Below are 22,117 nucleotides of genomic sequence, written 5' to 3'. Positions count from 1 at the left end.
TTTCTTGGGTTTACTTGCTTTCTTGGCGTCCTTCCCGTCTTCGCCGTTGATCAAACACCCCCCTTCCTCAAATGTTACCATCATCAGACTGCTGGGAATACTATCCACCCTATCACTACACCAACCGGGTGCATCTCATATTTGTAAAAAACAAGGGGAGGGTGGGGAGGTTGGGAAGTGGGGAGAGATGCGGAGATGGGGAGATGGGGGAGTTTTTTATTAAGGGTAATTATCCCGACATGATATAGCACTACGCATTAAAGTGTTTGACATTGCTAAAAGCTGAAAACCTTTTGTAGTAAACTTTTGACTTCTGACTTGTGACTTGCGGACTTGCACGTAGCGCTATATTATGGCTAACTTATCAGGGCAGGGATTGATGGGTTTTGGTTAATACAATCAATAGGTAATTGACATCTGCATCATTATAATTAAATACCAACAATAAACTTTGTATAGCAGTCGAAGTAAAGCTTAAGACATATTTCTGCTCCCTGCTCCGAACGCGCCCCGCGTGGCCTACGGCCTTAGTCCCTGCTCCCTTTCAACCAAAATACTCTGTCCTAAACTATACTTCGGTTGCTATATAGTTAATTGTTATTCACCCTAGGCATAAGGATTCAGCCGTCAGCTATCAGCCCTTGGCTGATAGCTGACGGCTGATAGCTGATAGCTGATAGCTTACCTAGACATTAGTCGAGAGACTAGAACTTACCATTACTGGCAGCAACAGAAGTACCATTGCTCAAATAGTGCTCAGGCTCTACCTCAACCTCTACTACATCGTCTTGGTAATCTTGAGTTTTACTTCCAAAGAGGGTCTTTCTTGCCCAACGAACTAAGTTATCGACATAGGTAAATAATACCGGCACCACCACCAAGGTTAGCAGAGTAGAAGTGGTAAATCCTCCAATCACGGCAATAGCCATCGGACTACGAACTTCACCGGCTGCTCCCCATTCCAAGGCAATGGGAATCATCCCAGCAACGGTGGAGACGGAGGTCATCAAAATCGGTCGCAAGCGACTCACTCCAGCTTGAATGACTGCTTTAAACTGGGATGTCCCTTCTTTCTGATCGGCTAAGGCAAAGTCTACCAACAGAATGGCATTTTTGGTCACCAATCCCATCAGTAACACTATCCCAATTAGGGCATACAGTCCCAATTCCTTCTGGGCGACCAACAGTCCCATTAAGGCACCACCGATGGATAGGGGTAAAGCCACCAAAATCCCAAAGGGATAGAGAAAACTATTGTACAACAGCACCAGAATGGCATAAATCGATAGCACTGCTAGTCCTAAGGCGCTTAAAAAGCCACCGAAGATGTCTCGCATAATCTTGGCATCCCCAGCGGGTTCCTCGGAAACTCCAGGGGGTAGGGGATTCATGGCAGGTAGGGATTTAACTTTTGCGATCGCATCTCCTAGGGAAATCCCTTGCAAGTTGGCTCCCAAAGACACCTTACGAGCACGATTAAAGCGGTCAATCTGGGCCGGTCCACTCCCTAAACGGATATCGGCTACAGCAGCGATGGGGACTAAGGTTCCATTTCGACTGGGAACCCGCAGATTTTTGAGGGTTTCGATGTCATCCCTCGATTCTGGGTCGAGTTGGACACGAATCGGAATTTGTCGGTCAGGTAAGTCAAATTTAGCCAGATTTGACTCAAGATCTCCAATTAGGGCTAAAGAGGCCGTGCGTGCGATCGCTTGAACAGATACTCCTAAATCTGCAGCACGGGCAGGATTAGGTACAATCACAATTTCTGGTTTAACTAGACTTTCACTAGAGGTGACTTCCACTAAACCAGGACTTTGGCGCATCTGTTGTTCTAGAGTTTGGGCGGTTTGGGAAAGCAGTTCACCATTCTCACTCTTGAGAACAATTGATAAATCCTTGCTAGAGCCTCCAGCCCCTTGACTACGGAAAGTAACCCTCGCGCCAGGTATTTTCTGGAAACCCTCACGCATCTGCTGCTCAAATTCTTGCTGAGATATTTCCCGTTGCTCTTTGGGTAAGAGTTTGGCGTATACAATACCAGAATTTACACCATCATCTCCAGCCCTGGCCAGAACATTTTCCACAGCTGGGTTTGACTGTAACAACCGATTCGTTTCTTGAATGACGTCTATGGTTTCACTCAGCTGAGACCCCGGTGGCAGCTCAATCGATACCGTACTGACTCCAGTATCCCCATTATTAAACAAACCCTTGGGAATAAACTGTACAAGCTGCAAGCTAGCGATGAAAAAAGCTACAGCTATCAACATCGTGGTAATCCGGTGCTTCAACGCCCAGGTTAATATACCTCGATAAGGTTGTATACGTCGGCTCTGATGGTTATTGGGTTGAAGGTTATTGGGTTGAAGGTTATTGGGTTGAAGGTTATTGGGTTGAAGGTTATTGGGTTGATGGTTATTGGGTTGATGGTTATTGGGTTGATGGTTATTGGGTTGATGGTTATTGGGTTGATGGTTATTGGGTTGATGGTTATTTTGCCAACTTTCAACCTTCAACTTGTCAACCTTCAACTTGTCAACCTTCAACTTGTCAACCTTGGCCAATTGGCCACGCTTCGCGAACAACGGGTCAACCTTCAACGGGTCAACCTTCAACTTGTCAACCTTGGCCAATTGGCCACGCTTCGCGAACAACGGGTCAACCTTCAACGGGTCAACCTTCAATCCTTTTGATTTTGGCTTGAGCAAATAAGCACTCAGCATTGGTGTCATTGTTGTAGCTACCAGGGTGGAAAACATAGTAGATACCGCAACGGTTACTCCAAAGGGTTGGAAGAATTGACCAGGGATACCCCCCATGAAGGCTACAGGAATAAATACCGCGACAATAGTTGCGGTGGTGGCTACTACAGCTAAACCAATTTCCCGCGCCCCATCCCACGCTGCTTTAAAGGGTTTCTTACCCATATCCAAGTGCTGGTCGATATTTTCAATCATGCAAATGGCATCATCGACCAAGTTTCCCACGGCTAGGGCTAAACCCAGTAGGGTCATACCGTTGAGGGTATAGTTTAGGGCTTTCATCACCAAAAAGGTGGGAATAATTGATAAAGGTAGGGCTATTGCTGTAATTAGAGTTACCCGCCAATTTCTCAGAAATATCCCCACGGTGGCTACGGTCAGTAGTGAACCGATAACCAGGGAATCAATGGTTGCTTGGTAGGACTCACGGATTGAATCAGCACGGGTGAAGATCAAGCGCAGTTCGATCTCCTCTGGAAGAGTAGTTTTTAATTGTTCAATAGCCTTGCGAACCCCTTCTTCCACGGATACCAAACTGCTACCAGTGCTGCGCTGTACAGAAAAGGCTACCACTGACTCCCCATTGAGATAGGCTGCTTTCCTGAGATCACCAAAGCCGTCTGTAACCTCTCCCAAACTCGAAAGGGTAACATTTGCGCCATCCGGGAGGACAATACGGTAGTTTTTTAACTCTTCCACCGTCTTGGCACTTCCGAGAGTCCGGACATTCTGTTCAGCGCCGCCGATGTTACCACGACCACCGGGTAAGTTGACATTAAAAGTCCGAATTTGGTCATTAACTTGGGTAGCAGTGATACCAAAGGCTTGTAATCTAGCGGGGTCAAGGTCAACTCGAATTTCCCGGTCAACTCCTCCGAGTCGATTAATTTGGGCAACTCCCGGTACATTAACCAGATCACGGCTAATTTTCCGGTCAACTAGGTCACTCAATTCCTCCACCGAGCGTTTGTCAGAAGCTACCGCATAGGTCATCACTGAACCCCCGGCAAATTCTAACCGTCTGACGATAGGTTCGTTGATATCTAGGGGCAAACTTTGACGAATTTGAGCTACGGCATTGCGTACATCATTAGTTGCCTGATTGCTATCAGTTCCCAGGACAAAATTAATAATAGTGCTGGAGCTGCCATCAGTAACGGTAGAGCTGATTTGGTCAATATTTCCGAGGCTAGCAACAGCATCTTCAACTTTTTTCGTTACCTGGAATTCCAGTTCTGCAGGTCCTGCCCCTGGCTGGGTAACAGTAACCATCACGGCTGGAAGATCAATATTAGGGAGCTGATCAATTCCCAACTGCTTAAAGGAGAATAGACCGACTATTCCTAAAACCAGGAACATGACCAGAGTAGCAACCGGATTTTTAATTGACCAAGAGGAGACGTGGAAGGACATCTTATAAATCGTTGAAGGTTAATCGGTTGAAGGTTGAACGCGACGCGCGTGCCTATTGGCCAAGGTTGAAGGTTAATCGGTTGAAGGTTAATCGGTTGAAGGTTAGTTGGTTGAAGGTTAGTTGGTTGAAGGTTTCAGGTTAGTTGGTTGAACGCGATCGCGTGGGCTTTTGGCCAAGATTGTGCCCGTAGCGTGGGCTTTTGGCCAAGGTTATTTGCCCAATATCGAACCTGTAACCGGCTAACTTTCAACCGTTAATCAACATGGAAGCTGTAACCGGTTAACTTTCAACCGTTAATCAACATGGAAGCTGTAACCGGTTAACTTTCAACCGTTAATCAACATGGAAGCTGTAACCGGTTAACTTTCAACGCTTCTATTGGGTTTCTAAGACTTGGACGGGATCGCCGTCTTTGAGGAAAGCAGCACCTTTTACTACAATGCGATCGCTTGCGGATAAACCACTCTTGATTTCTACTTGCCCACTAGGGAGCAGTTCTCCCATTACCACTGGTTGTGCTTTAACGGTGTTATCTGCTTCGAGTCGGTAAACGATAGCGCTAGTGTCGGCTTGGGGCAATACTGCTTTCGATGGTATAGTTAGACCGGTAGTGGCTGAGGTGGTGATGGAGCCTTGTAAAAACATCCCTGGTCGCAAGGTGCCGGAATTGGGTAAATCTACTTTTACCAGAGCCTGACGAGACTGCTGATCAACTATCGGGTCAATTTCTCGTACTGTTCCAGAAAGCTTCAGGCGGCTATCTCCTTTAGAAGATATTTCTACTGGTTGTCCAATCTGAATTTGGGACAGTTGGGTTTCGGGTACCCTTAATAACAGTTCCAAACGCCCCTTTTCGATAATGGTAAAGAGTGTTTCTGACGAAGAGGTAATATCACCGACACGGGCATTTCTAGTGGCTACTTTGCCACTGACTGGTGCCACCACTTGGGTATCGTTCAGTTGCGCCATCACTAACTGGACTTGTGCCTTTTCTCTAGCCAGTTGAGCTTGGGCTTGAGCAATTACTTCTGGACGGGAACCAGCCAATCTTTGCTGGAGCTGCTGTTGCGCTTCTACGACAGCGGCTTCTAACTGAGCAATTTCTGGGGAGTTGGTGTTTCGTGTTTGCTCAAGGCGTTGTTGGGCTTCAGATAAATTCGCTTGAGCACTGAAATATTGACTTTCCACCTCATTATAGCGGTCTTGGGAGATGGCTCCCTCGGCAATCAATTTTTCCTGGCTCTCGAAGCGACGTTTAGCTAGACTCAACTGTGCAACAGCCGATGCCACTCGGGCTTTGGCTTGGTCAATTTGTCTAGGGATACTGGCTTGGGCCTGTCTTAGACGAGCTTGGGCTTGGTCTAGACGAGCTCTAGCTTGGGCTTTTTCTTCTGAGCGTGTCCCTGCTTTGAGTTCTGCTAAACGGGCTTCAGCTTGGGCAACTGCTGCCTGAGCTTGAGCTAACTGTGCCTGAAGCACAGCATTATCTAGGCTTACCATTACTTGTCCGGCCTTGACAAATTCCCCTTCTCTAACCAGTACCTGTTTAATCTGTAAACCCGTTGCTTGGGATTTGACCCTAATCTCCTCAAAAGCAGCAACACTACCAATAGCTTCTAGGGTTCGGTTAACTGTGGTGGTTTTTACGTCTGCCACTGTAACAGTTTGAGCAGGTACAGCAGAGGGAACAGCCCCAGGGGTTTCAGCAGAGGGGACAGCCCCAGGGGTTTGAACAGTTTCAGCAGGGGAATCGGTTTTTTGAACCTTTGGAGCTGTCCCGATCAATCGCATTCCTAGGAAGGTCAGCATAATTCCCATACCCATGGCCATCACTAAACTACCTGCTCCTAATGTCAAGGAGTTTTTGGATTCACTAGTCTCGGATCTGGGTAATGATGAGGCTGAATCCTCCTGTTGGTGATTAGCTTGGTGTAATGGTTGTTGATCGGGCTGAGTGATAGTGCCAGAGCCATTCAGCTGAGATCTCGGTTGGTGATCTGGCTTAGTGATAGTGTCAGAGCCATTCAGCTGAGATCTCGGTTGGTGATCTGGCTTAGTGATAGTGCCAGAGCCATTCAGCTGAGATATCTGTTCATCTAAAGTGTTTCGGCTCATGGTTATTCCCCTGTTAGTGGTAGTGTTCGGTAATTTTATTAAAGAAGGATGATTTTTTAGGGTTATTTCTTAATATAACTTAAAAAATATTAATTTAATAAAGTATTAGAACCTGAGCTGAAACTGTCTATCCATGTTTGATTTGTAATAGAATAAGGTGTATAATTACTAACTGTCTGGTAATTAGTCGCAGATTTAGCACTCCCCGACATCCATTTACGGGTGCAGCGATGTCTTGGGGGAAAGCACAGGGCAAACAGTGGTGCGGACGCAGGTTTCGCAAACATAAATGAAACCACTGGCACTTTAATCAGGCCAGGGCACAGAAAAAAGCACACAGAGAGAAAGCCCTAAGAATGAGATCCTCCTAACGAGGAGCTAAGGGATGGGCGAGCATTGAGCCGCTACGGGAACGCAAAACCTCCAATTCCCTTGAGTCAACAACTGCGGTAGTAGAGTAAACCTACTAAGAGATTGATACCGCAAGGTTTATAGAGCATTTTTATCTGGGTGGAAGAAACACGAATTGCCTAAAAAGGCAAGATACAAGAGATCCTCAGTGTTATTGGACAGTAAAAAAAACCATACAGGTTTACATCTCAAATACAAACGCGCTGATTTTCAGGCTAATGGGCAGATCAGACTAGATTGTCTAAGTTTTTGTTTCAGTTGTTACCTCGGTTTTTGTGTGGCATTTTCCTCTGTTTGCTGACCGCTAAAAGTCTAGTATTAGTTATAATATATACTTTTGAAAAAGGTCTAGTCATGGGTGGAAGTAGTGATAAATTTCCTTAGATAAATGCAAACCAATCCCTGGTACTTCAGCCAGCTGTTTAACTGATGCGTTGCGAATGTAATCAATGGAGTTAAAGTGAGCCAATAACTGTTTTTGCCGCTGAAATCCCAATCCAGGAATCTCATCTAAACGGGAACGATGTAAGTGAGTAGTTCTTTGTTTGCGATGAAAATTTACCGCAAAACGATGAGCCTCATCTCTGACCCTGCGCAAAAGTTGCACTCCTGGTTGTTCGGGATCAGTGTTTAAGGGTAATGGCTCCTCTGGTAAAAATAGTTCTTCGTACTGTTTAGCTAAGCTTACCACAGGCACTTCTTCTTGTAAATTTAGCTCTTGTAATACTGCTACAACTGCTGACAGCTGTCCTTTTCCGCCATCAATCATTACCAAATCAGGCCAATCTTTTCTGAGTTTTGATTGTTGATTGTTGATTGTTGATTGTTGAGTTTGGGTTGTTGAGTTTGGGTTGTTGATTGTTGATTGTTTAGTGTTGCTTGTTGAGTGTTGATTATCTGCTAGTTCTGGTTCGAGTTGACTTTTTTTGAAGCGACGGCTAATCACCTCAGCAAGGCTAGCAAAATCATCGGAGTGACCGACAGTGATATTAGGATTTTTGATCTTGTAGTGACGGTAGTGCTGCTTGGCTGGTGTGCCATCTAGAAACACGACCTGAGAAGCCACTGCATTGCTCCCCTGGATATGGGAAATGTCATACCCTTCTATGCGCCGTGGTAAATCCGGTAAGTCAAGAATGTTAGCTAAATCCTCCATAGCTTTGGTGTTGCGGTCAACCAATCGCTGGGTGCGTTCCAGTTCATAGTTAGCATTGCGCTTGACCATTTCAATCAGTTCAGCTTTGGTTTGCCGTTGGGGAGTGAGTATAGTCACATTTCGACCTTTGCTCCGGCTCAAATAGTCAGCCAACATCTCCCCATCGGGTAACGGGTGTTGCACCAAAATTTCTGTGGGGATTTCCACCGCATCAGCAGTTTGGTAATGCTCTTCTAAAACCCGTTGTAAAATTGCTCCGAGTTCTATCCCCCCATTCCCTTGAGGGGCTACATCGGCAAAAAATCCCAAGCGCCCGACTAAGTGACCACCACGGATCTGAAATAGTTGGATGCAAGCATGTTTGGCATCAGCCGCTAGTGCGATCGCATCTCGTGATACAGTATCGTCAGGTAAGGCTACTTTTTGGTCTGTACTGAGGGAATTAAGTCCAGTAATCTGATCCCTAATCCGGGCTGCTAGCTCAAAGTTAAGGGATTCTGCTGCTTGTTCCATATTGGCCGTCAGCATCTCAATCAGTTCCCCAGTACGCCCTTGAAAAACCATAGCGATTTTCTGGATGGTTTTACGGTACTCTTCCGGTGTGATCAGTTTTTGACACACACCAGGACAACGACCTAAATCATAGTTAAGGCAAGGACGGTCTTTAAACAGAGGTCGAGGGCGTTGCCGGATGGGGAAAATCTGTTTGACCAGAGATAAAGTATTGCGTAACAGTTTTAGATCGACGTAGGGACCATAGTATTTATCCTGTTTATTCCCCATGCGCCGCTTACGGGTAATGAAGATGCGGGGATAATCCTCTGACCAAGTGATGGCAACATAGGGATACTTCTTATCATCCTTGAGCAGTACGTTGTAGTAAGGTTGGTGCTGCTTAATCAGATTGGCTTCCAAGGCTAGGGCTTCGGCTTCGGTATCGGTTACGATGAATTCAATATCAGTAACCTGTCCCACCATCATGGCAATGCGAGGACTCAGGGGTTGGGAGTCACGGAAATAGGAACGGACTCGCGTACGCAATTTTCGGGATTTGCCGATGTAGAGAATACTAGCGCTATGGTCACGCATTAAATAAACCCCTGGTTCCAGGGGAATTTCTTTCAATCGACTTTCCAAGGGTTCTGGATCTTGGATTAATGCTTTAGAACTCATCAGTGCATGGTCTGTGGTCAACTGTTGGTTGTTATTTCCCGTGATCACCACTAGGGCGTGTCTTCTTGCCTCGGAGATCCCCCGTTGGTCCCCCTTAAAAAAGGGGGACTTTGAGTATGGCTCCCCCCTTTTTCAAGGGGGGCTGGGGGGGATCATAATCTTGCGGAAAACTTTGAAAACACGCCCTAGGCTTTATTTTGTTCCGCTAGCCGATTTGAGATTACATCCAAAAATTTATCCACATTAAATGGCTTAAGAATATAGTCATGAATGCCTAGTTCTCTGATCTTCTGAATATTGCTGCGATCTGCACTAGCCGTCAGAAACATAAACGGAATTTTCGCTGTGGCTGGATCTTGACGTAGTGCCTGCAATACCCCATATCCATCTAGTTCAGGCATCATTACATCGCACAAAATCAAATCTGGTGGTTCTTGTTGAACCAACTGTACACCTTCAACACCATTTTCAGCACCCTGAGCTTCAAACCCTTCAATTTCAAGGAGTTCGATCAGATTTTCTCGAATAAAAATCTCGTCCTCAATTACCAAGATTTTATTCATTATTATCCTATTCAACCTAACTGTGAAAATTTAAATCTTATCAGAACCTTAGAATAAGATGCAATTATAAGGGATAGTTGGTGCATTAGCCCAATGGCATATTATTGGGGGTAGCCCAAGTTTCATTGATAGCCACATTAATATGAAACGATATGTTAGTGTACTCCAGTTGTTCTGGAGTACTGCGCTCACTGCTGAACTGGAATATCGGTTAAATTTTGCGATCGCTACCTTGAGCAGCCTAGGAAACCTAGCTGGTAGCCTATTCGGTCTATTCTTGTTTTACCGCACTGGCTACACCTTTTCCGGCTGGAATTGGGAAGAAGCCCTGGTCATACTAGGGATATTCACGTTACTACAGGGGTTTTCTGGCACATTCCTGATTCCCAATCTCAACCGGATTGTGGATCACGTCGAGCAAGGAACCCTCGATTTTATCCTACTCAAGCCCATTAGTTCTCAGTTCTGGCTGTCTTGGCGAAGTGTCAGCCCTTGGGGGTTACCAGACTTAATCTTCTCAATTATAGTAATAGGCTACGCTGGTGGACGCCTAAACTTAGATATCGGCAACTATCTTTTGAGTGTAGTGCCACTATGTTTTGGGTTGACTAGCCTCTACAGCATCTGGTTTATGCTGGGAGCAACAAGCATTTGGTTTGTCAAAATCTACAATGTCACCGCTGTTCTGCGCAGTATGCTAGAAGCTGGTCGATATCCCATCGTAGCTTATCCGGCTAGCTATCGGTTCTTCTTTACCTTTGTAGTGCCAGTGGCGTTCCTGACTACAGTCCCAGCAGAAGTGATGTTGAATCGGAGTGATACCTTTTGGGTAGTAGGTTCCGGTATTCTAGCCCTAGGATTGCTGTTTGCTTCTGGGATCTTTTGGCAGTTTGCCCTGCGTTTTTATACCAGTGCTTCTAGTTAGTAGGTGCGCTTTCCGTAGGCGAATTAAATTCGCCACGGGTCGCACCTCTTGATTCTTGCGAATCAAGCTAATATTGGTCATTCCATAAATTCTTGGTGCCAGATGGCAAAAGTCAGCAACGACCAAAGTTGGCGGCTGTTAGCAGGTTGGTAGTCTTGTATCAAGTTACAAACTTCTGGTTTAAAAATACCTGTTTCTGGCAATGTTTGAATTAACCCACAAACATCTTCCCACAGATAATCTTTGATCCAAGAGCCAAAAGGCGATCGCCAACCATACTTTTTCCGCTTTTGTACTACTTTTGGCAATAAATCTGAGAAAGTCGCTCTCAGCAGTTGCTTATCTTTTTGCCAGCCCACTTTCCTGGAAAAGGGAATAGACATGGCATATTCAACAAATTGGTAATCTAAAAAAGGAGTCAGGGATTCCAAACCTGCTGGCGTACTTGTTTTATATGTCTTGATGCGATTTGATTCTTCAATATCCAACTTCAAATCCATGTAGAGCAGGGCATCTTGGTTGCTAGTAATGTGATTGTTGGAGAGCAAACTTTTTAATAGTTCCTGATAGATCGAGTCTATGACTCCGGTATCTGTAGCGTATTCTCCCTGTAAGAGCTGATTAAATTCTCCCTTGCCGTAGGTAAACCAAGTACTTAATCTTTCTACAGTTAAGGGTGCTAAGTCCACTCTTCTAAAAGCTGTAGGATTAAAGTTATCTTTTACTGGCCATTTGTTTCTGTTGGCATAGGCTAAGTTGCGCAACCACTTAGGTAATTTTTGCAAGAGGCTAATCTGCATATCTAATAGATGGCGCGGCTCACCTCCAAAGATGGCATCACTGCCATCCCCAGTCATTACTACTGCAATTCCTTGCTCCTTAAGCCATTCAGCCAGCAAGATCATGGTGACGTTAATCTGGCTACCATGAGGCTCACCAAAATTTCTCACACAACGCCGCAGTGTGCCGATTAAATCTTGTCTCCCAGAGATAATCAGCTGACTATGTTTGGTACCAAAATGGGCACTCACTGCTTTAGCAACATCAGCATCAGAGTTACACTGATTCGGATTTGTGTTCCAGATTTCAGCATCAACAGAACCAATTTCAAAGGCTGTAGAAAAGGTGTGAACTGGTTCTTTTAAGAGTTTGCTCATCATCCCCACAACCAGGGTAGAGTCTAAACCACCACTCAGAAGTGCTGCGGGAGAAAAATGACTGTTGCGATCTAAGCGACGCTTTACCGCCAACTCAAACCGCGAGCGAAGATTGTCTCTGATTTCTGCTTCTGGGGCACTCTGCAATGTTGCGACTTGCTTAAGTTGCCAGTAGCAATGTAGCTGCGGTGTTTTTCCGGCTTCAATGATTAAACTATGAGCAGGTTGTAGCTTTTTTACCCCCTTAACTAGGCTCAAGGGAGAAGGAACGTATCCAAAAACCAGGTAGGATTGCAACCCTTGAGGGTCCACAGCTTTGGAAACAACAGGGTGTTCTAGGATTGCCTTAAGCTCTGAAGCAAAAATAAAAGTAGAGTGTACTTCATCGAAGAAGTAATATAGTGGTTGCTCCCCAAATCTGTCTCTCGCTAACCACAGCCTTCCAACAGAGCGGTCCCAAATAGCAAAAGCAAAGGTACCATTGAGCTTATAAACAACCTCTGTTCCCCAAGCTTCGTATCCCTTCAGTAATATTTCAGTGTCACGATTAGATTGGACATTAAACCCCAATGTTTCCAACTCGTCTCTGATTTCCAGGCAGTTGAAAATTGCACCACTGAAGACAACGACCCTTGTATGGTTAGAGTTCCACATTGGCTGATAGCTATCAGCCGTTAAGTCTCTCCTGATCAGGGGAACATGGGCTAGACCCACTCCATCCTCTGGTGTAATGTCTAAATAACTGTCATCAGAACCACTATCGGCAATTGCATTACGCATGCGCATAAGCAAGTTCCGATCAAGATGCTTATCTGTAGCTGTGAAAATGCCAACTATACTACCCATTAATCCTGGATACCTCGAACAAAACAAATTGCGTTCGCGAAGCGTGGCCAAAGGCCAATCGCCCTCTAGTCGCTGAACAACTAACTCAACCACTAATTAGGGGACTTATGACTATAATTCCCGTAAGCCTTGACAAAATTACTATTTTGGTATCCAACGGCAAAATGGCGCTTTTTAACGGTGATTGGACAATTGTGAACTTAGGATTAATCTCCAGGTTGGTATAATAGGCAAGCAAAGCACCAACGAAAAAAGCGATGCTCCTTTCGCGTAGCGTGGCCTTTTGGCCAAGGAGCCGCTACGCGATTGGCCGTAGGCCACGCTAAAAGCGATTGACCGTAGGTCACGCTTCGCGATCGCAAAAATTACGGATCACCTGTTATATCAAGTCCGGTAAAATACCTATAATTAACGGGATGGTGGAAAGCAGCCCATTTATTTCACGAATCAGATAGGATTGCTATATAGCAATGGGTGTCATGGTGTTTTAAAATTAACTAGTTTTAAATTTAAATAAATGAAGCGATGCAGCGCTATTATAAATCTGCTTTACTCGAATAGTTTTTGATTATAGCAATGCTAAATAAATTGTAAATTTTTGTTCCCTGCTCCCTATTCCCTTTCCTATAGTTATAGCAGTCGCCAGGGCAGTTAGGACATGACAAAAGTCTCAAACCTAAGTAAGCGCAAGAGTTTTACTTCTGACTTCTGACTTCTGACTTCTAACTTCTGCTATACTAGGGCAAAGCATCGGGTTTATGACCTGATCAAATCAGAATAAACCATGGTCGCCCAAATGCTTTGCGCCTAAAGCAGTAATAAAGTTTTACTAACCTTGTGAACTCAATCCCATCCAATCGGTGTGGAAAAACTCACCCCTGGGTTTATCCAGCCGCTCGTAGGTATGAGCACCAAAGTAGTCGCGCTGGGCTTGGGTCAGGTTTTGGGGTAAGCGATCGCGTCGGTAACTGTCGAAATAATCTAGGGATGCACTAAAAGCAGGGACTGGAATCCCTAATTTGTTTGATACCGCTAGCACATCTCGCCAACCATCCTGACGATCCAAAATTGTTTGCTTAAACTCAGGAGCTAACAACAGATTGGGGAGTTGGGGATTTTGGTTGAAGGCATTCTTAATCTTATCTAAGAAGCCAGCTCGAATGATACAACCTCCTTTCCAAATCCGGGCAACTTCACTCAAGTTCAGATTATAGTTAAACTCTTCCGATGCCCGACTCAAGAGTGCCATTCCCTGAGCATAGGAACACATCTTAGAGCAATAGAGAGCATCCCGGACTTTGGTAATAAATGCTTTGACATCGCCATCATACTTGCCCACAGGACCAGTGATTTCCTTAGCTGCTGCTACCCGCTGATCCTTGAAAGAGGACATAACACGAGCATTGACTGCAGCGTAGATGGTAGGAATTGACACCCCTAGTTCTAGGGAACTAACTACAGTCCACCGTCCAGTGCCCTTTTGTCCAGCAGCATCAAGAATCATCTCCACTAACGGCCCATTCGTTTCTGGATCAATGTATTTGAAGATATCCGCTGTAATTTCAATCAAAAAGGAATTTAGCTCATCAGTGGTGTTCCATTCAGCAAACACTTCATGTAGCTGCTTGTGATCTAGTCCCAAGGCATTTTTCAGTACATCGTAGGCTTCAGCAATTAGTTGCATGTCGCCATACTCAATGCCATTGTGTGCCATCTTAACGTAGTGACCAGCACCACCGGGACCAATGTAGGTTACACAGGGACCATCATCAACCTGAGCCGCAATTTTGACCAAAATTGGTTCTAAATCCTTGTATGCCGATGAAGTACCACCAGGCATTAAACTCGGACCATTGAGGGCTCCTTCTTCACCACCACTGACGCCCATGCCAACAAATCCCAATCCTGTGGCTTCTAAATCCTTAGTCCGCCGCTCGGTATCTTGGTAGAGAGAATTGCCACCATCAATGATCATATCTCCTGGCTCTAGGAGAGGTTTGAGTTGCTCAATGACTGCATCAACTGGCTTCCCTGCTTTCACCATCACTAGGATTTTGCGGGGTCGCTCCAGAGCTTGAACAAACTCTTCCAAGGAATAAGCAGCTTTCACATCCTTGCCCTGAGCTCGCTCAGCCATAAATTTCTCGGTTTTGGCTGCAGTCCGGTTGTATACTGCGATCGGGAAACCACGACTTTCTACATTAAGCGCGAGGTTTTCCCCCATTACAGCCAAACCAATTACCCCAAAGGTCCGTTGTGTCATAAAAATCTCCGCCAGTGTTGCTGTAGTAGTTGTCTAGGGTGGATTCACTCCCAGGTTAGCCCGATATTTTGGGTTCTTGCCTAAAGAAGAGATTAAGAGTTGTGGTAGTAATACCATTAACAAATGCTACATTCAGATATGCGGAAATTCCTGATTGACACCGATACCGCTTCCGATGATGCCATAGCCTCCCTAGTCAAGCGTTGCGTGATCATGGGTGGAGCCGCTAATGTGGTGGGCAACGTCACTCCAGCTGCAGTGGCTCTTGACCCAGCTATCGTAACCACCCAAAGCAAATACTACGTGGAGGTAGAAACAGTAAGCGCACTCACCCGTGGTCAAACTGTAGTGGATGAGCTGGGAGTACTCAACCAAACACCAAACATGACTGTAATCTGGTCTATCGACGCACCCCGATGGAAAGAACATTTATACCGTTGCTTGGGATAATTGTTAATGGCTCTACGGTACTTGTTTTGCTAAATAAACAGTCTGTAATAGGGAACAGGGAACAGGGAACAGGGAACAGGGAATAAACAATTTCAATGTACATCATTTTTAATCTGTTGCAAAAGTTATAAATTATGGGATATATGTAATATTAAATATTTTTTATTGTCAATTTTAAATAAAAAAACTATTATAATACCCGATTATTATTGATGATTAATTACTATCAAAAATCTATAGTTTATAAAAGTATTGCTATGCAATTATTATCACTATAATACAAACCATTAAACATGGTTTTAAATAGACTAAATTAATAAAAGCAAAATAACTAATCATTGCATGTAACTTGATTTTTACCTAAAATTAAGTTGAAAAATTACCAGTAAATGCTATATTTTAGTGTCTATAGAGATATCCTTACCCTCTTGCCTTTTGCCTCTTGCCTTTTGCCTTTTGCTGCAATTATTGTGTTTACAACCCAGATAAAAACGCTATAATTATGTCCCGTGCCAAAGCCCTAAAATACTACATAATAATCCGCCTGCTGCTAGCGCCCCTGATGCTATGGACCATTACCACCCTAGTTTTTCTTCTGCTCAGAGCTACCCCAGGAGATCCTGTGGATGCTGTGTTAGGGAATCGCGCTCCAGATATCGTTAAAGAAGACTACCGAAAACAATTAGGATTAGCTGACCCGTTGTGGTTGCAGTATATTCGCTACTTAGGATCCTTGCTACGTTTAGACCTAGGTACCTCAATCACTAGCCAAGGTCAAAAAGTCTGGGAGATTATTCAACAACATTTCCCCGCCACTGTAGAACTATCAGTATGCGGCATGGCCATAGCATTCTTAGTTGGTATAGGAGTTGGCACTTTAGCCGCATCCCGCAGCGGAACAGTTTGGGATGTGGGGGGTAGATTATTTGGTATCATTACTTACTCCATCCCTCTGTTTTGGATGGGGATGGTGGTGCAGTTAATTTTCTCTGTTCAGCTGGGTTGGTTTCCCATCGGTACTCGCTATCCCATTACCCTACCAACACCAGAAGGGTTTACTGGTCTATATACAATAGATAGTCTCTTCAGTGGTAATTTAGTTCAGTTTTTCACTGCTGTCTATTATTTAGCCTTACCCAGTATTACCTTAGGGCTGCTGTTGAGTGGCATCTTTGAACGGATTGTGCGGGTAAACTTGAAGCAAACTCTCAAGGCTGATTATGTAGAAGCGGCCAGAGCTAGAGGTATTCACGAAAGACGGATTGTTTTTGCCCATGCTCTGAAAAATGCCATGATTCCTGTGATTACAGTGCTAGGGTTGACTTTAGCTGCTTTGTTAGGTGGAGCAGTGTTGACAGAGGTGACGTTCTCTTGGCCAGGGTTAGGGAATCGGTTGTATGAAGCAATTTCTGGACGGGATTACCCGACGGTGCAAGGGATTATGGTATTTTTTGCCACTATTGTGGTAATCGCAAGTATTGCCATTGATATTGTTAATGCTTTGATTGACCCTCGTATTCGGTACTAATCCCAATTCTTTAACGTAGGAGTACTCAAACCCCACACTATACTGGGTAGAGTGAGTGTGGTGCAGGTGATGTGAGTGATTAAGTGAGAGATAATTTGTATATGAGGCAACATTTTGCTTCATGATGAGTAAAGAAGCACGTAAGGAGTACTCCGAAAATGCTGGCATACCTCTTGGCGTTGGTTATTGCTCTTGGTAGCTTAGTCTTTTACCTAGCTGCCTTCTTTTTACCAGAGGTGCATCGTAAATATGACTTTATCTGGAGTGGAGTGGGATTATTCTACGCTCTAGTGTTATGGATTTGTGCTGGACGCATTACTGGCGGCGTCTTAATCGGTCAAATTGCGGGTGTATCCCTGGTAGGCTGGTTGGGTTGGCAAACCTTGACCTTGCGACGAGCCTTGATACCGATTGACCAACAAACCCCTATCCCAAGTCAAGCTGAATTTATCGCCAAAATTCAAGAAATACTGCCAAGTGAGTCATTAAAAGGGCTAATACCTAAAGTAACTGGCTTTATTGGCAATCTTTTGGGCAAACGCCAAGACTCAGCCCGAACTCCTGCTGTACCGGCAGATACCACCATGGCGTCACCCACCCAGGAAACTAATCCCAAAACTGCCCAACCAAGCTCTGCAGCGGATGAAGCAACTACGCTACCATCCACTACCCAAGCAGCGGTTATAGAAACAGATGACACTAAAACCATTAAGTCGCCTGAAACAACTATCCCTAAAACAGAAACCCCTCAACCAGTAGCAGCGGCTAAGGAAGACTCACCTCCCGCACAGCCAGAGTCAACTCAGGAGCCAGAGCAGAAACCAGAAGCGATCGCACCAGAAGCGATCGCACCAGAAGCAAAAGCCCCACCACCTCCTAATCCCAAGGTTAAAGAAAAGTCAGAAGACTCACCCCCTCCAGAGGCAAAGTCAACTCAGGCAAAGTCAACTCAGGAGCCAGAGCAGAAACCAGAAGCGATCGCACCAGAAGCGATCGCACCAGAAGCCAAAGCGCCACCTCCTCCTAATCCCAAGGTGGAAAATAAGTCTAGCGCAACACAAAAGCCGCCACCAGCCCCAACGGCGAAAAAACCGATTCCTAAAAAATCAGACAATCCTTCTAAGGAAATTTGAAGGTTGGCCAGATTGCTGCCAAGAAAAATAACAGAGATATATCATATAGATATATATCCTTTGTTGACCGTTGATTGTGTGATGTTGGCTGTAACGACTCAGCAGTACACACTCAGCGGTTACCACGTTAAAGTTGGTTATAGCTATCTAATCAACTGCTAATCAACTGATCTACTAGAATTTTGGCTTGAAACTGTGACAGCATCCAAAAGCTATAAAGATACGGTCAATCTGCCCAAAACCGACTTTAATATGCGGGCAAACGCTATCAAGCGAGAACCACAACTCCAACAGTTTTGGGCAGAGCAAACTATTTATGAGCGCCTGTCACAAACTAATCCTGGCGAGATTTTCGTGTTGCATGATGGCCCTCCCTACGCCAACGGGTCTCTGCACATGGGTCACGCCCTTAATAAAGTCCTCAAGGACATCATTAATAAATATCAACTGCTGCAAGGTCGCAAAGTTCGCTATGTACCTGGTTGGGATTGTCATGGCTTGCCGATTGAGCTGAAAGTCTTGCAAGCTATGAAGCTAGAGGATCGTCAACATCTCACTCCGATCAAACTACGCCGGAAAGCCAAGAAATTTGCCCTGAAAACAGTAGAGCAGCAAAGTAAAGGTTTCCAGCGCTATGGAGTATGGGGAGACTGGGAAAATCCTTACCTGACCCTAAACCCAGAGTACGAAGCGGCTCAAATTGGGGTATTTGGTCAAATGGTCTTGAAGGGCTACATTTACAGGGGACTGAAGCCAGTTCACTGGAGTCCCAGTTCTAAAACAGCCCTAGCGGAAGCGGAGTTGGAATATCCGGAAGGTCACACCTCCCCAAGTATCTATGCCGCTTTCCCAATGACTAAGGCAGCGTCAGGGATAAAGGAAATCCTAGACCCATTTTTGCCAAATCTAGGTGTTGCGATCTGGACTACGACTCCCTGGACAATCCCTGGGAATTTGGCAGTAGCGGTTAATCCAGAACTGACCTATGCAATAGTGGAAGGCGGTTCCCAAACTAACCAATCCCAATTCCTATTAGTAGCAGCGGATTTGGTTGAAAGACTATCAGTTACTCTGGAAACTCCACTTACGGTCAAAACGACGGTTAAGGGTGAGGCATTGGAAAATTGCACTTACCAGCATCCCCTATTTGATCGGGAAAGCAAAATTGTGATTGGTGGGGATTACATCACCACGGAATCGGGAACAGGTTTGGTTCACACGGCTCCTGGTCATGGTCAAGAAGACTATGGTGTGGGTCAGCGTTATGGCTTACCTATCCTTTCCCCAGTAGATGCAGATGGGAAGTTTACCGCAGAGGCGGGACAGTTTGCTGGGTTGAATGTGCTTAAGGACGCCAATCCAGCAATCATTGAAGCACTGAACACAGCTGGGTCATTGATCAAAGAAGTGCCCTATGTTCATAAATATCCTTACGATTGGCGCACTAAAAAACCAACGATCTTTAGAGCCACAGAACAATGGTTTGCTTCAGTAGAGGGATTCCGGGATGAAGCAATAAATGCGATCGCATCCGTAAAATGGATCCCTGCCCAAGGACAAAACCGGATTACCCCGATGGTGGCGGATCGTTCCGATTGGTGCATTTCCCGCCAACGGAGCTGGGGTGTACCAATTCCGGTATTCTACGACGAAGAAACTAACGAACCCCTGCTCAATGAAGAAACCATTGCTTATGTCCAGGGAATTATTGCTGAGAAAGGTTCTGATGCCTGGTGGGAACTATCAGTAGAGGAATTGTTACCAGAATCCTATCGTAATAATGGTAAGACCTACCGCAAGGGCAACGATACCATGGATGTCTGGTTTGACTCCGGGTCTTCTTGGGCAGCAGTGGCCGAGCAACGGGAAGAATTACGCTATCCCGTGGATATTTACTTGGAAGGCTCAGACCAACACCGGGGTTGGTTCCAGTCCAGCTTACTGACCAGTGTAGCCAGCAATGGTTATGCTCCCTACAAAACTGTTTTAACCCACGGCTTTGTTCTAGATGACCAAGGGCGCAAGATGAGTAAGTCTTTGGGGAATATCTTGGAACCAGCTATAATCATCGAGGGTGGTAAAAACCAGAAAAAAGAACCCCCCTACGGAGCTGATGTGCTGCGATTGTGGGTATCTTCTGTAGACTATTCCTCAGATGTTCCAATATCTCAGAGTATTCTTAAGCAGCTAGCCGATGTCTATCGCAAAATTCGTAATACAGCGCGTTTCCTGCTAGGGAACCTTCATGACTTTGACCCAGCTAAGGATAAGGTGCCTGTTCAGGAATTACCGGAATTAGACCGCTACATGCTACACCGGATCACAGAGGTATTTGAGGATGTAACTGATGCCTTTGAGAGTTATCAATTCTTCCGCTTTTTCCAGAGCGTGCAGAACTTCTGTGTAGTAGACCTGTCTAACTTCTATCTGGATATTGCCAAAGACCGACTCTATATCAGTGCTGCCAACTCACCACGGCGGCGCAGTTGTCAGACAGTGCTACAAATAGCAGTAGAAAATTTAGCTAAAGCGATCGCACCGGTCCTCTGTCACATGGCAGAGGATATCTGGCAATACCTACCTTACCAGAAATCCCATGAATCCGTGTTTGAGTCAGGTTGGGTCAAATTAGACGAACAATGGAAAAACCCTGAACTAGCGGCGTCCTGGTCAACCTTGCGCACCATCCGCACAGAAGTAAATAAAGTACTCGAAAAAGCCAGAGCCGAAAAGATGATTGGCTCATCTCTAGATGCTAAGGTCTTGCTTTATGTTAAAGATCAACAATTAAAGCAGCGCCTGGAAGCCATGAATCCTTCCGATAGCCTGAGTGGAAATCAAGTGGATGAATTGCGCTATCTCCTGTTAGCCTCTCAAGTAGAATTAGTAGATTCCCTAGAAGCCATACAAACAGCCACCTATAGCGCTGATTCGGAAACTATAGCGCTAGGGGTAGTCAATGCAGAAGGCTTAAAATGCGATCGCTGTTGGAACTACGGACCTAAAGTAGGTACAATTGCTGAGCATCCTACCATCTGCGAACGCTGTAATGCTGCCTTAGCTGGTAACTTCTGAGGTAACTTGTTAACTGACTTTTGACACTCCCCGCTTTAAAAAGACGGGGATTCTTCATTCAACGAGCCAGCTTACTGAACCTGGTCGGAACCAAGAACAATAGAGGCCGATTCTCCTGAAGCGTTTGGATCAATGACCCAGGTTCCGGTGTGCCCCACCGTACCCAAGGCTCGATTTAGTATGTTGATTGCAGCGTTGTGGTCACGGTCTAATTCACAGCCACACCCACAGACGTGAGTCCTGGTTGATAATGACTTTTTAACCACTTCGCCACACTCAGAGCAGTTTTGACTTGTGTAGGCAGGATTCACTCCGACCGTGACCCTTCCAAACTTCTTGCCAAAATGCTCTAACCATTTCCTAAATTGATACCAACCTGCGTCATTAATAGATTTAGCGAGACAGTGATTTTTCACCAAATTTTTGACTCTCAAATCTTCATAGGCGACCAGATCGTTAGACCGGATTACGCAACGTGCCGGAGACGAAACCTTAGAAGAGTGCAGCCTTACAACAAAACCTGCCACCTTTGATGCATAGCCTATCAACTATAAAGGCTGCACTCTTCTTGCGGTAACTTCTAACCAGTCTCTTGGCATGTTCTTCACGCTGCCTACTTATCTTGAGATGCTGCCTACCTAATCTATTGATGGCTTTTTTACGATTGGATGAGGCTTTCTTTTTCCGGGAAACTCGGCGTTGATAAAACTTTAACCGCTTTTCCCCTGTTCTATAAAACCGAGGATTTGGTTGGGTATTACCCATGGAGTCAGTATAGAACTCTTTCAGTCCTACGTCTAACCCAATAGTCGAATGACTTGGCTCTAATTGTTCGTCTATATCAACCGAGACACAAAACTGAACATAGTACCCATCAGCCCTTTTGACTATACGAACTCGCTTGATTGATTTTTGGTCAAAACGCCACAAGTCCCATGTGCCTTTGAGCTTAAGCTTTCCGATTCCTTTTTTGTCACTGAAAGTGATTGATTTTTTGTCAGGGGATAACTTCCATCCTGACTGCTTATATTCAACCGACCTACAGTGTTTATGAAAGCGAGGGTAGCCCTTTTTCCCAGGTACTTTTTTCTGGCAATTTTCAAAGAAGCGAGATATCGATGACCGGAGATGAAACCTTAGAAG

11 protein-coding genes and 2 pseudogenes are annotated in these 22,117 nt (G+C 45.2%); 5 read left to right on the top strand and 8 right to left on the bottom strand.

Annotated features, from left to right (window positions below; translation table 11 throughout):
* Positions 1-704 precede the first annotated feature (704 nt).
* The 4 genes from F6K63_RS04485 to F6K63_RS04470 form a co-directional block, all read right to left on the bottom strand.
* Positions 705-4,178, bottom strand: a complete 3,474-nt coding sequence (locus F6K63_RS04485) for an efflux RND transporter permease subunit (protein WP_287310995.1) — start codon at positions 4,176-4,178, stop codon at positions 705-707.
* A gap of 376 nt (positions 4,179-4,554) precedes the next feature.
* Entirely contained in the window at positions 4,555-6,294 is a 1,740-nt protein-coding gene (locus F6K63_RS04480) for an efflux RND transporter periplasmic adaptor subunit (RefSeq protein ID WP_287310993.1), read from the bottom strand.
* Positions 6,295-7,057: 763 nt separating this feature from the next.
* On the bottom strand, positions 7,058-9,034 hold the full coding sequence (gene uvrC / locus F6K63_RS04475; protein WP_287310991.1) for an excinuclease ABC subunit UvrC: 1,977 nt from the start codon (positions 9,032-9,034) through the stop codon (positions 7,058-7,060).
* Between the two features lie 185 nt (positions 9,035-9,219).
* The gene (locus F6K63_RS04470) at positions 9,220-9,597 is read right to left on the bottom strand and encodes a response regulator (protein ID WP_008190906.1); all 378 of its coding nucleotides are present in this window, start codon (positions 9,595-9,597) and stop codon (positions 9,220-9,222) included.
* 142 nt (positions 9,598-9,739) lie between these two features.
* Here F6K63_RS04470 and F6K63_RS04465 point away from each other — a divergent pair, with 142 nt between their 5' ends.
* Positions 9,740-10,522 (top strand): ABC transporter permease, encoded by a 783-nt coding sequence (locus tag F6K63_RS04465; protein WP_008190909.1) that lies wholly within the window; start codon positions 9,740-9,742, stop codon positions 10,520-10,522.
* Between the two features lie 77 nt (positions 10,523-10,599).
* Here the strand turns inward: F6K63_RS04465 and asnB are convergent, their stop codons facing one another.
* The 3 genes from asnB to gnd all read right to left on the bottom strand — a co-directional run bounded on the left by asnB (position 10,600) and on the right by gnd (position 14,788).
* Positions 10,600-12,525 carry an asparagine synthase (glutamine-hydrolyzing) gene (asnB, locus tag F6K63_RS04460; protein ID WP_287311118.1) on the bottom strand — a complete coding sequence of 642 codons (1,926 nt, stop codon included), beginning with the start codon at positions 12,523-12,525 and terminating at the stop codon, positions 10,600-10,602.
* Between the two features lie 206 nt (positions 12,526-12,731).
* Positions 12,732-12,872 carry a hypothetical protein gene (locus F6K63_RS04455; RefSeq protein ID WP_287251220.1) on the bottom strand — a complete coding sequence of 47 codons (141 nt, stop codon included), beginning with the start codon at positions 12,870-12,872 and terminating at the stop codon, positions 12,732-12,734.
* A 482-nt stretch (positions 12,873-13,354) separates the two neighbouring features.
* Positions 13,355-14,788: a decarboxylating NADP(+)-dependent phosphogluconate dehydrogenase gene (gnd, locus tag F6K63_RS04450; RefSeq protein WP_287310989.1), complete on the bottom strand. Its 1,434-nt coding sequence runs from the start codon at positions 14,786-14,788 to the stop codon at positions 13,355-13,357.
* Positions 14,789-14,971: 183 nt separating this feature from the next.
* Here gnd and F6K63_RS04445 point away from each other — a divergent pair.
* From F6K63_RS04445 to ileS, 4 genes and pseudogenes are all read left to right on the top strand, one after another.
* Positions 14,972-15,238, top strand: a pseudogene (locus F6K63_RS04445) (nucleoside hydrolase); the annotation flags it as partial.
* Between the two features lie 502 nt (positions 15,239-15,740).
* A complete protein-coding gene (locus F6K63_RS04440; RefSeq protein ID WP_287310986.1) occupies positions 15,741-16,766 on the top strand; it encodes an ABC transporter permease in 1,026 nt (341 codons plus the stop codon).
* A 158-nt stretch (positions 16,767-16,924) separates the two neighbouring features.
* Entirely contained in the window at positions 16,925-17,899 is a 975-nt protein-coding gene (locus F6K63_RS04435) for a Ycf66 family protein (protein ID WP_287310984.1), read from the top strand.
* A 195-nt stretch (positions 17,900-18,094) separates the two neighbouring features.
* Positions 18,095-20,974 carry an isoleucine--tRNA ligase gene (ileS, locus tag F6K63_RS04430; protein ID WP_287310982.1) on the top strand — a complete coding sequence of 960 codons (2,880 nt, stop codon included), beginning with the start codon at positions 18,095-18,097 and terminating at the stop codon, positions 20,972-20,974.
* A 71-nt stretch (positions 20,975-21,045) separates the two neighbouring features.
* Here ileS and F6K63_RS04425 read toward each other — a convergent pair.
* A pseudogene (locus F6K63_RS04425) lies at positions 21,046-22,096 on the bottom strand (RNA-guided endonuclease InsQ/TnpB family protein); the annotation flags it as partial.
* Between the last annotated feature and the right edge of the window lie 21 nt (positions 22,097-22,117).

Origin of the sequence: Moorena sp. SIO1G6, from assembly GCF_010672795.1 — a bacterium.
In the GTDB taxonomy this organism is placed as follows: Bacteria; Cyanobacteriota; Cyanobacteriia; order Cyanobacteriales; family Coleofasciculaceae; genus Moorena; species Moorena producens.
The sequence above is the reverse complement of the archived record's forward strand: the minus strand, read 5'-3'. Positions and strand labels throughout refer to the sequence as shown.